The organism is Vagococcus sp. CY53-2, assembly GCF_022604695.1.
Taxonomy (GTDB): Bacteria; Bacillota; Bacilli; order Lactobacillales; family Vagococcaceae; genus Vagococcus.
Map to the genome: position 1 here is coordinate 110,734 of NZ_JALAHP010000001.1, position 13,463 is coordinate 124,196.

At 33.1% G+C, this 13,463-nt stretch carries 13 protein-coding genes and 1 other annotated feature; of the genes, 12 read left to right on the plus strand and 1 reads right to left on the minus strand.

Annotation, left to right across the window (positions count from 1 at the left end; translation table 11 throughout):
- Positions 1-59 precede the first annotated feature (59 nt).
- The 7 genes from MN581_RS00630 to MN581_RS00660 all read left to right on the plus strand — a co-directional run bounded on the left by MN581_RS00630 (position 60) and on the right by MN581_RS00660 (position 7,303).
- Entirely contained in the window at positions 60-2,831 is a 2,772-nt protein-coding gene (locus tag MN581_RS00630) for a sigma-54-dependent transcriptional regulator (RefSeq protein WP_241698936.1), read from the plus strand.
- Positions 2,832-2,900: 69 nt separating this feature from the next.
- Positions 2,901-3,326 (plus strand): PTS mannose transporter subunit IIA, encoded by a 426-nt coding sequence (locus MN581_RS00635; protein WP_117972190.1) that lies wholly within the window; start codon positions 2,901-2,903, stop codon positions 3,324-3,326.
- Positions 3,327-3,337: 11 nt separating this feature from the next.
- The gene (locus MN581_RS00640) at positions 3,338-3,808 is read left to right on the plus strand and encodes a PTS sugar transporter subunit IIB (protein ID WP_117972191.1); all 471 of its coding nucleotides are present in this window, start codon (positions 3,338-3,340) and stop codon (positions 3,806-3,808) included.
- 1 nt (position 3,809) lies between these two features.
- On the plus strand, positions 3,810-4,649 hold the full coding sequence (locus tag MN581_RS00645; protein ID WP_241698937.1) for a sugar phosphate isomerase/epimerase family protein: 840 nt from the start codon (positions 3,810-3,812) through the stop codon (positions 4,647-4,649).
- A gap of 13 nt (positions 4,650-4,662) precedes the next feature.
- Positions 4,663-5,451 (plus strand): PTS sugar transporter subunit IIC, encoded by a 789-nt coding sequence (locus tag MN581_RS00650; RefSeq protein WP_233519146.1) that lies wholly within the window; start codon positions 4,663-4,665, stop codon positions 5,449-5,451.
- A complete protein-coding gene (locus MN581_RS00655) occupies positions 5,435-6,259 on the plus strand; it encodes a PTS system mannose/fructose/sorbose family transporter subunit IID (RefSeq protein WP_199500879.1) in 825 nt (274 codons plus the stop codon). The genes MN581_RS00650 and MN581_RS00655 overlap by 17 nt, the downstream gene beginning before the upstream one ends.
- 39 nt (positions 6,260-6,298) lie before the next feature.
- On the plus strand, positions 6,299-7,303 hold the full coding sequence (locus MN581_RS00660; protein ID WP_071456954.1) for an SIS domain-containing protein: 1,005 nt from the start codon (positions 6,299-6,301) through the stop codon (positions 7,301-7,303).
- A 54-nt stretch (positions 7,304-7,357) separates the two neighbouring features.
- Here MN581_RS00660 and deoC read toward each other — a convergent pair whose 3' ends face one another.
- Positions 7,358-8,005, minus strand: coding sequence for a deoxyribose-phosphate aldolase (gene deoC / locus MN581_RS00665; protein ID WP_117972193.1), 648 nt, complete (start codon positions 8,003-8,005; stop codon positions 7,358-7,360).
- Between the two features lie 168 nt (positions 8,006-8,173).
- Positions 8,174-8,428, plus strand: a binding site (T-box leader).
- Positions 8,429-8,493: 65 nt separating this feature from the next.
- Between deoC and MN581_RS00670 the strand changes: the two genes are divergently transcribed.
- The 5 genes from MN581_RS00670 to sufC all read left to right on the plus strand — a co-directional run bounded on the left by MN581_RS00670 (position 8,494) and on the right by sufC (position 13,454).
- Positions 8,494-9,522 (plus strand): methionine ABC transporter ATP-binding protein, encoded by a 1,029-nt coding sequence (locus MN581_RS00670; RefSeq protein WP_241698938.1) that lies wholly within the window; start codon positions 8,494-8,496, stop codon positions 9,520-9,522.
- Position 9,523: 1 nt separating this feature from the next.
- On the plus strand, positions 9,524-10,213 hold the full coding sequence (locus tag MN581_RS00675; protein WP_117972195.1) for a methionine ABC transporter permease: 690 nt from the start codon (positions 9,524-9,526) through the stop codon (positions 10,211-10,213).
- A gap of 19 nt (positions 10,214-10,232) precedes the next feature.
- Entirely contained in the window at positions 10,233-11,081 is an 849-nt protein-coding gene (locus MN581_RS00680; RefSeq protein WP_241698939.1) for a MetQ/NlpA family ABC transporter substrate-binding protein, read from the plus strand.
- A gap of 228 nt (positions 11,082-11,309) precedes the next feature.
- Complete coding sequence (locus MN581_RS00685; protein ID WP_241698940.1) at positions 11,310-12,491, plus strand: cation:proton antiporter; 1,182 nt, start codon at positions 11,310-11,312, stop codon at positions 12,489-12,491.
- A 189-nt stretch (positions 12,492-12,680) separates the two neighbouring features.
- Positions 12,681-13,454, plus strand: coding sequence for a Fe-S cluster assembly ATPase SufC (gene sufC, locus MN581_RS00690; protein WP_071456948.1), 774 nt, complete (start codon positions 12,681-12,683; stop codon positions 13,452-13,454).
- The last annotated feature ends 9 nt before the right edge of the window (positions 13,455-13,463 follow it).

The following is a 13,463-nucleotide window of genomic DNA, read 5'->3' on the forward strand; positions in this document are numbered from 1 at the left end:
TTATTTTAAACTGATTTCTATACTTTTTTATTGTATGATTATTATCGGGAGGTAAGCTGATGAAAAAAAAAATAATAGTTTATTTAGATAATCAAACCTCATTTTTTAGTTTTGATTATGTAAGTGATGTATTCACTGCATCAAAAATTGCTGAAATATTTCATGTGAAAAGAAACACAATTAGTCACTATCTAAATCAATTAACTTCAGAGGGGAAACTTATCAAAGTTAACTCTAGACCAGTTTTTTATTTGAGTAAAAAAACGTTTGAAGAAGAAAATTTTAAGCTGAAGAAGAATATTTATTCTTCTTTTCAAGAGATATTAAATGAGAAGCCTTATTTTAAAAAAGAGAGAGATTTCTTTTCATTAATGATTGGACATAATCAAAGCCTAAATAGAGCGATAGACCAAATCAAAATGTCATTAGCTTATCCTAATAATGGCTTACCTGTTCTTATTACAGGAGAGAGTGGTACTGGGAAAAGTTATCTGGTCAGATTGGTTTATGAATATTGTATTGAAAATGATATTCTTAAAGAAGATGCACCGTTTATTACATTGAATTGTGCTCAATACGCGAATAATCCAGAACTTCTAACAAGTAATTTATTTGGCTATGTTAAAGGGGCATTTACAGGAGCTAATGAAACGCAACAAGGAATATTTGAATCAGCAAACGAGGGGATATTATTTTTGGATGAGGTTCATCGGTTAAATGCGGAAGCACAAGAGAAATTATTTACATATCTAGATCAACATATTATATATAGATTAGGGGATAATAGCCATCCACTTCATGTTAATACACGATTATTTTTTGCTACTACAGAAGATCTTGAAAGTAATTTTTTAACAACCTTTATACGACGAATTCCTATTCAAATAACTTTACCATCCATTAAAGAAAGAAGCCGAAATGAACGAATCGAATTAATCTATTCTTTTTTTATCTCAGAAAGACATATTATTCAAAAAGATATTAGTATTTCGTCTCAAGTAATAAATCTTTTAGCTGGAAATCATTTTAAAGGGAATATAGGTGAGTTGAAAAATTGCGTTAAAGTAACAGTTGCAAAAGCATTTATGGAACAAAAATCAGAGCAAGTTGTTAATATTTCTATACATTACTTACCAAGTTATTTGTTAAGGGATACAGAGCAATTAGTTTATAATATTGATGAAAACAAGATATTAATTAAGTCAGATACTACTTTGCAACAAATGATAAAAATAAATCAATTAACTCAAAAAAGTGTTATTGAGACGTTTGAAAAAGTACTTCTAATCTATCGCGAAAATCATCAAGATTTATCAATCTGTGAAGAAGAGATAAAGAAACATATCAATAAATTATTTGATGAATTGTTTTTTTCAAAACAACGTTATTCACAGTATGAGTTACTAGTATATGTTACACAATATATTAGAGAAACATTTCGTCAAATGAGAACAGCTTATGGTATCCAGTTTAACGGTAACAGTGTATACGCTTTAAGTTACTATTTATTACAAAGAGGTTCAACTAAATGGTATGCAGAAAATGATGAATTATCGGAAATGATTACACATCTTAATCAAGAAATTAAAGTGTTATATCCTGACAGTTATCATTATGTTAGTCGTATTCTAAATATTTGTCAGCCTCTTATTGATTTGGATATTACTTTAATGGATTATATTATTTTAACGCTATATTTTAAAAAAATTGATTGGAAAAAAGAACAAGGAATACCTAAAGCAATTATAGTTGCCCATGGTTATGCGACAGCAAGTAGTATTTCAAATGTTGTGAATCGTTTGTTGGAGAAAGAAATTTTTGAAGCATTTGACATGCCACTTGAAACTACTGCGAAGCAAATTTCAGAAGAAATTATAGATTATTGTACGCAAAATGATTTATCCAATGGATTGATTATTCTTGTTGATATGGGATCATTAAAGGAATTATATCAGTATTTTCCCAAACAAATTGAGACACCTATTGTTGTCGTAAATAACGTTAGTACACCATTAGCATTGTCTATAGGAGAAAATATACAGAAAAAATTATCTTTTGAGGAAATGATTGAACAATCTGTTGATTCAGCAAAATTAGATTGGGAAATTATCTATCCTCAAGAAAATAGAAAAAAAGTACTGTTAACTGTATGTCAAACGGGTATAGGTACAGCTAAACAAATTAATCAACTATTAGAAAAGAGCTTACCAGTATCATGCGACTTGAAGATTATGCCTTATTCCTATGAATCCCTACATGTAAACAAAAAAGACGACACTATTTTTTCAGTCTACGATGTCTTAGGTATTGTAGGAACAGAAAATCCAAACATAGAAAATTTAATGTATGTCTCACTTGAGGAATTGATCTCAGGTCAAGATACAAATCGATTGATGGATGGTTTATCCTCTGTTATGACGAAAGAAGAAAAAGACTTGTTCAATAAACGAATTATTCGCTCATTTTCTTTAGAGAAGGTGATTCAGTCTGTAACAATTTTAGATACGGATAAAGTGATTCATGAAATAGAAGATTTCTTTAGAGAAATAGAGTTTCTTTTTAATCTATTATTAGGTAATAATGTAAAAATAGCATTGTATGTTCATATTAGTTGTTTGATTGAAAGGTTAATTAGAAATATTCCTATAGAAACATATAGTCAATATGATGAATTAGCTCAGTGTCATCAAAGAGAGTTATCTTTGATTAAAAAAGCCTTTAGTGTCATAGAAAGTGATTATAGTGTCAATGTACCAAATTCAGAAGTAGCCTACGTTTATGATATTATTTTCAAAAAATCTGATATATCAATGATTGAATCTGATTTTTAAAAAGCAAATAGTTTGCCGATTATTTTTGGCATGCTATTTGCTTTTATTTTTATGTAAGGAGGTGGAACATTGGAAAGAAGAATTATTCTAGCATCTCATGGGTCCTTTGCTTCAGGTATTTTATCATCTTTAGAATTGATTTGTGGTAAACAAACAAATATTGAAGCATTGGATTGTTATACAGAAGAGTCATTTGATTTAGCTAGTGAAGTAAGTGAGATAATAAATAATAATCAAGAAAAAGAAATTATCGTAGTTACAGATATCTTTGGCGGTAGTGTGAATAATGAATTTTTGCAATATATCCATAATTCACATTTCTTTTTAGTGGCAGGGATGAATCTCCCTTTTCTTGTTGAATTAGTCACACAAATTGAATTTGTTCACTCATTAGAAGACTGCATAAATGAAGCATTATCAAATAGTAAAGTATCTATTCAATTTTGTAATAACATTTTAAAAAATGAATTACAAGGTAAAGAAGAAGAATTTTAGGAGGGATTTACATGATATTACTGACAAGAGTTGATCACCGTTTATTACACGGGCAAGTGGCTTTTACGTGGACACAAGATTTAGGAACAGATTGCATTTTAATAGCTAATGATGATGTCCCTAATAACGATTTAAGAAAAACGACAATAAAGTTAGCTAAACCACAAGGAGTTAAGTTAGTTATAAAAAATATAGAGGACTCAATTAAAGCACTAAAAAGTGGGGTAACTGATAAGTATAAATTGTTCATTGTTGTTGAATCGATAGAAGATGCTTATAAATTAGCTAAAGCTTATCCAGATATTAAGCAAATTAATTTAGGAGGAACTAAGGCCAGCGCAGATAAGGAAAATATTTCTAAAGCAGTAAACGTCACACCGCATGAGAAAGATTTAATACATGAATTATTAGCTAACAATGTTGAAGTAGAAATAAGACAAGTTCCATCTGATAAAAAAATAATGGCAAGTGATGTTATTTAAAATGAGTGAATTTGATTGGTTTTCAAGGATAGCAGGTATGAATTATTATTATCGTTATTACCCTATAGAATATTTTTACGAGTCGCTTAATAAAAATGGCATTACACAATTAGAATTATGGACATGTACTCAGCATTTTGATATTAATCAATTTACTTACCAAGATACCAAACGATTTTTAAAAAAACAGAAAAAATATGGTTTAAAAACTATATGTGTGACGCCAGAACAGAGTAACCCAAAGCCGTACAATCTTGCAGCGAAAGATGAATTACTGCAAAAAAAAGCCATTAGTTACTTTGAAAATACGATTCGGGTAGCTTCTGAATTGGAAAGTCCTTACATATCAATGAATTCAGGATGGAATTTTTATAATGAAAATATAGATGAGGCTTTTAAAAGATCTATGTCGAACATGAGTTATTTAGCATATTTTGCTAAAAAGTTTGATGTAGCAATTGTTTTTGAAGCTCTTCAGCCAGAAGAATCAAACATAGTTAATTCGTTGGCTGATTTACAACGATACATACAAGGAGTGGGTAGTGATAATGTTTTTATTAATATAGATTTTGGAGCGATGTCTCGAGCTAACGAAACAATTGACGATTATTATCGAATATTTCCAGATAGTATTAGACATTGCCATTTTGTTGATGGTAATCCTACTGGTCATCTTTCTTGGGGAGAAGGTAAAAGAGATGTTTTAGAGGATATATCAAGATTACATGATAACGGTTATGCAGGATATTTAACATTTGAGTTTGCACAAAGTAGATATTTTGCTCATCCTTTTGATGTGGATAAACGAGCAATTGATTTTTTGAAGAAAACATTAAACTAAGGGGGAATTAAATATGGGAGATATAGTGCCTGCACTATTAATCGGACTAATCGGATTTTTAGGACCTATGGATTTTGCTATTGGATCAAATTTATTAAATCGTCCAATTATTATGGGGCCGTTAGTAGGATTAGTTTTAGGTGATTTGACACAAGGAATTATAATTGGTGCTTCATTAGAATTAATTTTTATGGGAGCAATATCTGTTGGAGCTTATTTACCACCTGATGTGATTGTTGGTGGCGTATTAGGAACAGCTTTTGCTATTAGTTTAGGGAAAGGTGTTGGAGCTGCTATTACGATAGCCATGCCAATAGCAATGTTGTCTTTAGCTATTGGGAACTTATTAAGTATTATATTTCCAATGATTGCCCATTCAGGAGATCGTGCAGCTTCAGAAGGGAATGCTAGAGGTATCACCAAATCTATGTGGACGATTGGTTTATTAGAATGTACTAGACGCGGTGTACTATGTTTCCTTGGGTTTTATTTAGGTAGTTCACAAATCGAGCATGTCCTTTCCATGATACCAGATAAAATTATTACCGGGTTAGAAGTTTCTGCAAACTTATTACCTGCAATCGGATTCGCAATTTTATTACAAATGATTTTGAATAAATCAATTATTCCATACTTCTTTTTAGGATTTTTATTGTCATCGTATCTCCATGTTCCAGTATTAGGGGTTGCTATGTTTGGATTGGTTCTGATTTTTATAACAATGAAATTTAATAATACAAGTTCACATTCAATGACAAATACGATAACAGGTCAAGAGGTGGAAGATGATGATGACTTTTAATGAAAAAAAAGTAACAAAGAAAGATTTAATGCGTATATTTTGGCGCTCACTGCCAATGGAATTTGGTTGGAATTATGAGAGGCAAATGCATTTAGCTTTTGCTCATATGATGTCGCCACTTATGAAAAAATTGTATGGAGAAGATGATGCACAGTATGCTAATTCTTTAGAACGACATATGGAATTTTTCAATTGCACACCACAAATTGTACCTTTTATAGGTGGGGTTGTTGCTTCTATGGAGGAAACAAATGCTAACAGTGATGACTTTGATCTTTCTTCAATTAGTTCGATTAAAACAGCATTAATGGGTCCCCTTTCCGGAATCGGTGATTCTATTTTCATGGGAACCATCCGTGTAATAGCAACAGGACTAGCTGTATCTCTTGCAGAAAAAGGAAATATCCTGGGCCCAATATTGTTCCTGTTACTCTACAATATTCCAGCTTACTTACTAAGATACTATGGTGTGATGTCAGGTTATAAATTAGGAGTAGGATATCTAACTAAGATTCAAGAGTCTGGGTTAATGGAGACCTTTAAAAAAGCTGCATCTATTTTAGGGGTAATGGTGATTGGAGCCATGACAAATGAAATGGTTGCGATTAACTTTACTTTAAAGTTAGGTAGTGGAGATGAAGCACAAACATTACAAAATATATTAGATGGCATGATGCCAGGATTAATGAGTTTAGTAGTTTTATATATATTCTATAAACTCAATAAACGAAAAGTTAATGTATTATGGCAAATTTTAGGAGCAGCAATTATCGGTGTCTTACTGACTTGGTATGGCATTTTAGGATAATAAATTTTAATAAAACAAGATTATTAGGAGGATAAAAATATGCTAAAATTTAATGAACAACAACAAATTGATACAATACAGGGTGCTTTAGAATTAAGACCTACTGTTGAAGAAATCATCGATAAAGTATGGGATGAAGGTTTTGATAATGTGTTTTACTTAGGAATTGGTGGAACATATGCTTCGGGTATGCAAGCAGTAACATATATGAATGGGAGAAGTGATTTACCAGTCTATGTCCAACATGCAGCAGAGTATTATACAACGGGAAATAGACGATTAACTGAAAAATCTTTAGTCATTCTATCTTCAGTTACTGGTACGACACAAGAGGTTGTTCGTGCAGTGAAAGAAATGAAAGAAGTCGGTGCAACACTACTTGGGTTTATTGATAAAGCAGGGAGTATTTTAGCTGAATTATGTGATTACGTTGTTTGTTATGAACCATTAGGAACAGAACAAATTAAATATTTTATGGTAGCTGATCGTTTAATGAATAGAAATGGCGACTTTGATGACTATGAAGAGTACTATGCTGAATTAGATAACTATTTAGCGAAAGGTTTAGTTGAGGCTGAAAAGAAAGCAGATAGTTTTGGTTTGGAATTTGCACAAAAACATCGTCATGATGCAATGCATTATTTTATAGGGGCAGGTAACCAGTGGGGGGCAGTATACTCATATGCAATGTGTTATTGGGAAGAACAAAGTTGGTTACGTTCTAAATCAATTCATTCTGCTGAATTTTTACATGGAACTTTAGAAGTTATTGATGAGACTACTCCTGTGACATTATTTTTAGGAGAAGATGAGCAGCGCATGTTATCAGAACGTGTAAAAAATCTTTTACCTCGAATTTGTGCTAATTATACTTTTATTGACACAAAAGATTATCCAGTGGATGGTATAAGTGAGAAAAATAGAGGACGTGTCTTATCATATTTACTAATGCACTGTGTGACACAACGTATAGACGCTTATGTTGAAAAACTAAATTGTCATCCATTAGACATCCGCCGTTACTATCGACAATTTGATTACTAAAATAAAAAGTCGATCAAATCTTGTTATTAGCAAGAATTGATCGACTTTTTTATGTTAGTCTTCTTTTACTAAAAGGATTCCAGAACTTGTTCCAAGTCTGTCAGCACCCATTTCAATCATGGTGAAGGCATCTTCTTTAGAGCGGACGCCACCTGATGCTTTAACAAAGGCATTGTCTTTAACCGTGTCTTTCATTAGTTTCACGTCTTTAGGTGTTGCACCACCAGTTGAAAATCCTGTTGATGTTTTAACAAAGTCAGCATTTGCTGCTACAGATAATTCACATGCTTTAACGATTTCTTCGTCAGTTAAAAGACATGTTTCGATAATGACTTTTACAATCGCTTTTGGATGACTTGCTTTAACAACTGCTGCAATATCTTGTTCTACGATATCGTATTCTTTATTTTTTAGTGCACCGATATTAATCACCATATCAATTTCTTCTGCACCATTTTCAATAGCATTTGTTGTTTCAAATACTTTGGTTTCTGTTGTGTTTGCTCCTAGAGGGAACCCAATAACTGTACACACTTTTGCTTTTGCATCAGCTAAAATTTCTGCTGCATAGCTTACCCAGAAAGGATTGACACAAACTGAGGCGAAATCATATTCTGCGGCTTCCTCGCACAATGTTTTGATTTGCTCTCTTGTGGCATCTGGTTTTAATAACGTGTGATCGACATATTTTGCTAAATTCATAAAATTAGCTCCTTCAAATAATATTTGTAAACGCTACTGTATTACTACTACTATATTTTACAATGATTATGGTAGAATAGCAACGTAAACTAAGTAGTCATAATTATAAAAAATGACGAATAAAGTTGTTGACAGGCATTTTTTCATTTGTTATTATATGCCTTATAAATCATTGCTTTGAAAAGAAGAGTATATTTTTGGATTGTATAAAGAGACCTCGGATGGTGAGAAAGAGGAACAAGAAGGAAATAGAAGATGGTCTTTGAGCATAAAAGTATGAGCGTCTACCGCTAGTATTTTTCGGGAGTTCCCGTTACCGGACAACAGTATTTAAAGCGACTGGCTTGCGTACTGGGTAAGATTATTATCGTGAGGTAATAATGAAAAAAGGTGGTAACACGAAACAACGCTTTCGTCCTTTGTTTACTTATGTAAAGTAGATAAAGGACGGAAGCTTTTTTTGTTATCAAGATATAGGAGGCAACATCATGAGTAATATAGAGTTAATTGATGTCTGTAAAACATATAAAACGAAGAAACAAACAGTTGAAGCAGTTAAAGATGTCAATTTATCCATTAAAAGTGGCGATATTTTTGGAGTAATCGGTTTTTCAGGAGCAGGTAAGAGTACATTAATTCGTTTATTGAATTTATTAGAACAACCAACAAGTGGCATCATCGAAGTGGATGGTGAGGACATCACGAAATTAAAAGGAAAAAGTTTACGAGATTACCGAAAAAAAGTTGGGATGATTTTCCAACATTTTAACCTATTATGGTCGAGAACGGTTTTAGACAATGTGTTACTACCTTTAGAATTTAGTCATGTGCCAAAAACTGAAAGAGAAGCAAGAGCACGCGAGTTGATTAAACTAGTTGGTCTTGAAGGCCGTGAAAATGCTTATCCAAGCCAACTTTCAGGTGGACAAAAACAGCGTGTCGGAATTGCTAGAGCACTAACAAATGACCCAGAGATTTTATTATGTGATGAGGCAACAAGTGCTCTTGACCCACAAACAACCGAAGAAGTACTCGATTTATTGTTAGCCATCAACAAACAACTTGGCTTAACCATCGTGTTAATCACTCATGAGATGAATGTAATTCGTAAAATCTGTAATAAAGTGGCTGTCATGGAGACAGGGCGTGTGATTGAAACAGGCGACACCTTATCCGTCTTTAGACACCCAGAACATGAGGTGACAGCACGATTTATCAAACAAGACATTCAAGAAGATAGTGAAGAAAACGAAGAAGCGATTCAATACTTGGTGAAACATTATCCTGAGGGGCTATTAGTTCGCTTGATTTTTGAGGGAGATAAAGCAAAAGAAACGGTTATCTCGCAAGTCATTCATGAATACAACATCAACGTCAATATTTTACAAGCCAGTCTTAGACAAGCAAATCATTCATCTTTTGGAACAATGCTTGTGCAATTGACAGGCGACGAGGCAACGGTGTCTGAGAGTTTAATTTATTTTGAACAACATGGCGTAGGAGTTGAGGTGATTTAACATGGAAAAAGGATTAATAGAAACGTATTTTAATTTTAGTGAAATTAATGTCGATGATTTTATCAAAGCCACAAAAGAAACATTGTATATGACGTTTGTCTCAACATTTTTTGTGGTAATTATCGGCCTTATAATTGGTCTAATGCTTTACTATTTCGGAAAAAGCAACAAACCACTTGGTAAGACACTTTACGGAATTGTCTCAATCATCAGTAACACATTCCGTTCGATACCATTTATTATTTTGATTATCTTATTGTTCCCTATCACAAAAGCATTGATAGGCACAATGTTAGGGCCAACAGCGGCATTACCAGCTTTAGTCATTTCAGCCGCACCGTTTTATGCAAGGTTGGTCGATATTGCGTTTCGTGAAGTAGATCCAGGCGTACTTGAAGCTAGTGAAGCAATGGGTGCCACACAATTGCAAATTATTTTTAAAGTCTTAATTCCTGAAAGTGTGCCAGCATTAATCTCTGGTATCACAGTGACCACCATTACGATGATTGGCTTTACGGCTATGGCAGGGGCAATCGGGGCAGGTGGTTTAGGCTCTCTTGCTTATCAAGGAGGCTTTATGGGAAATAAGCATACGATTATCATGGTCGCAACAGTATTAATTCTAATCATTGTGTTTATTTTACAATGGTTAGGCGATTTATTAGTAAAATTAACAGATAAACGAAATTAACATTTAGGGGGAAAAGTAAATGAAAAAAACATGGATTAAATTAGGCGTGGCAGCATTAGCTGTTTTAACGTTGGTTGGATGTGGCAATAGTGGAAGCACAAAAGATAGTGCGTCAGGCAGCGGAAGTAAAGATGACAAGGTGATTAAAGTCGGTGCCTCTCCAACGCCACATGCTGAAATATTAGAAGAGGCAAAACCATTATTAAAAGAAAAAGGGTACGATTTAGAAATCGTGACATTCCAAGATTATATCTTGCCGAACAAAGCATTGGCTGAAAAAGAAATTGATGCCAACTATTTCCAACATATTCCATATTTTAATAAAGAAGTAAAAGAAAAAGGGTATGATTTTACTAATGCAGGAGCAATCCATTTAGAAAAAATGGCACTATACTCACAAAAAATTAAAGACATCAAAGACTTAGAAGATGGTGCGACAATTTTAGTTAGTAACTCTCAAACTGACTGGGGTCGTGTGATTGGGATGCTTCAAGAAGCAGGACTTGTGAAAGTGAAAGATGGTGTTGATTTAACCACTGCAACATTTGATGATATTTCAGAAAATCCGAAAAAATTAGTTTTCAAATATGACATCGATCCAGCGATGATGGCAACAACATACCAAAACAAAGAGGGCGATTTAGTGGCGATTAATGCCAATTTTGCTGAAAGCATTGGCTTAAATCCTGAAAAAGATGGTGTTTTAGTTGAAGACAATAACTCTCCATATGCTAATATCATTGCCGTAAGATCTGAAGACAAAGATTCTGACAAAACAAAAGCCCTTGTTGAAGCATTACATGATCAAAAAATAGTTGATTTTGTTAATAACAAGTGGAAAGGTACCGTTACGATTGTGAATCAATAAGAAATAAAAAAAGTACGAGTTGAATGAAACGTTTCAACTTGTACTTTTTTATTTTGAGGTAGTTATTGCAAGATAGAGTTCAAACTTGAAATCAGTTTCCATTTATTATACGATTAATTTATAGAAGTAGTGTTAGAAAAAATCAAAGTGAGGTGTAGAGGGAAAATGTCATTATTAACATTATGGAATCGTTCGTATAACGAAATAAAACATGAAAAGAGGTAGATTATGGATATTTTGTTAACTTTAGGGTTAATTATTTTATTGACAAAAATAGCAGATAGCATTGCAATGAAATTTGGACTTCCATCAGTCGTCGGGAGTTTGATTGTTGGGATATTAGTAGGACCATCTGTTTTTAACATCATACAAAACAATGCATCAATTGAGTTGTTATCCCACTTGGGAGTTATTCTTCTAATGTTTATTGCTGGTGTGGAAAGTGATTTAAAGATATTAAAAAAATATTTTAAACCTTCTCTCATCACAGGTCTTCTAGGGGTATTAATCCCATTCGCCGTATTTTTCTTTGCTTCAAGGTCGTTTAATTATTCGCAAGACACTTCACTATTTATTGGTCTAATCTTCGGAGCAACTTCTCTAAGCATCGCCATTCAGGTACTCAAAGAGTTAAATTTCATACAAACAAAAGAAGGATCCATTATTATCGGATCATCTATTTTAGACGATATCATCGTCGTTATCTTGTTGAACTTAGTCTTAAATCTAGTCAACCCCAATACAACTACTGCAGATGTATTACCATTTCTTTTTAAAAATGTATTATTCTTCTTATTTATTTATATCTTCGGAAAATTTATTTTACCTATTATTCTTAAAGGGTTGTCATACTTTATCGTTCCAGAACGAGACGTTGCCTTTTCTTTAATCATGGTGTTCTTACTCAGTTTTTTAGCTGATTGGATTGGTATGTCAGATATTATCGGTGCTTTCTTTGCTGGTATTTTAATCTCACAAACACCATTTGCCGAATATGTTGAAAGAAAAGTAACCAGTATTACTTCTGCATTATTTGCTCCAGTATTCTTTGTAAGCATTGGATTAAAACTTGTTTTAGATGGTTTAGGCGAAAACATGTTATTAATCATTGTCTTTAGCGTACTAGCTATCTTTACTAAATTTATCGGTGGGTTCCTTGGAGGGAAAATCGAGAAATTTGATAACAATAGTAGTGCTATTATTGGTGCGAGTCTGATTTCACGTGGCGAGATGGCATTAATCTTGATTGCGTTAGGACTTGAAAAAGGCTTTATCGATCAAGGAATGTATGCGTCTTTAGTTTTAGTCATTATCCTTACCACAGTTATTGCCCCAATATTGTTGAAATGGGCGATTGCGCTGGGAGATAAATCAAAAGCAGAATTAGACGACCCAGTGCATGAATCTTAAATAAAAAAATGTAGACAATATTGTCTGCATTTTTTTATTTGATAGAAATATTAAATGAGAGTGATTATTATCTGCCTTTTTTCCAGATAAGACGTAATTGAAGCACTTTTAAATTGAAGTCCATTCTCAATTAGGTTAGAATTGAAAGAGAGTTAATTTTTATTAAAGTAATAATTTGGAGGGAAAAACATGTCCGTTTTAGAAATAAAGGATTTGCATGTATCAATCGAAGAAAAAGAAATACTAAAAGGTGTTAATTTAACCATGAAAACGGGTGAAATTCATGCCATCATGGGCCCAAACGGAACAGGTAAATCAACTTTATCTGCTGCGATTATGGGAAATCCAAATTATACGGTCACTAAAGGTGAAATTCTTTTAGACGGTGAAGATGTATTAGAAATGGAAGTTGACGAGCGTGCACGTGCTGGTCTATTTTTGGCGGTTCAATACCCGAGTGAAATTCCAGGGATTACAAATGCTGAATTTATGCGCGCGGCAATGAACGCAAAACGTGCTGATGATGACAAAATTTCAGTCATGGACTTTTTAGATAAATTAGATGACAAAATGGCGTTATTAGATATGCCAGAAGAAATGGCTGAACGTTACTTAAACGAAGGATTCTCAGGCGGAGAGAAAAAACGTAATGAAATTCTTCAATTATTAATGTTAGAACCAACGTTTGCGATTTTAGATGAAATCGACTCAGGTCTTGATATTGATGCCTTACAAGTTGTATCAAAAGGAATCAATGAAATGCGTGGCGATAACTTTGGGTCACTTATCATCACTCACTACCAACGACTATTAAATTATATCGTGCCAGATGTGGTGCATATTATGATGGATGGCCGTGTGGTTATGACTGGTGGCGCTGATTTAGCAAAACGTCTTGAAGAAGAAGGATACAAAGGAATCAGTGAAGAATTAGGAATTGATTACGAAGAAAACGAAGAATAATGAAGGAGA

Coding starts and splice junctions, on each gene's coding strand:
- MN581_RS00640 (WP_117972191.1), top strand. CDS start 3,338: ATGATATTACTGACAAGAGTTGATCACCGTTTATTACACGGGCAAGTG.
- MN581_RS00675 (WP_117972195.1), top strand. CDS start 9,524: ATGGAAAAAGGATTAATAGAAACGTATTTTAATTTTAGTGAAATTAAT.
- MN581_RS00655 (WP_199500879.1), top strand. CDS start 5,435: ATGATGATGACTTTTAATGAAAAAAAAGTAACAAAGAAAGATTTAATG.
- MN581_RS00630 (WP_241698936.1), top strand. CDS start 60: ATGAAAAAAAAAATAATAGTTTATTTAGATAATCAAACCTCATTTTTT.
- MN581_RS00660 (WP_071456954.1), top strand. CDS start 6,299: ATGCTAAAATTTAATGAACAACAACAAATTGATACAATACAGGGTGCT.
- sufC (WP_071456948.1), top strand. CDS start 12,681: ATGTCCGTTTTAGAAATAAAGGATTTGCATGTATCAATCGAAGAAAAA.
- deoC (WP_117972193.1), bottom strand. CDS start 8,005: ATGAATTTAGCAAAATATGTCGATCACACGTTATTAAAACCAGATGCC.
- MN581_RS00685 (WP_241698940.1), top strand. CDS start 11,310: ATGGATATTTTGTTAACTTTAGGGTTAATTATTTTATTGACAAAAATA.
- MN581_RS00670 (WP_241698938.1), top strand. CDS start 8,494: ATGAGTAATATAGAGTTAATTGATGTCTGTAAAACATATAAAACGAAG.
- MN581_RS00645 (WP_241698937.1), top strand. CDS start 3,810: ATGAGTGAATTTGATTGGTTTTCAAGGATAGCAGGTATGAATTATTAT.
- MN581_RS00680 (WP_241698939.1), top strand. CDS start 10,233: ATGAAAAAAACATGGATTAAATTAGGCGTGGCAGCATTAGCTGTTTTA.
- MN581_RS00650 (WP_233519146.1), top strand. CDS start 4,663: ATGGGAGATATAGTGCCTGCACTATTAATCGGACTAATCGGATTTTTA.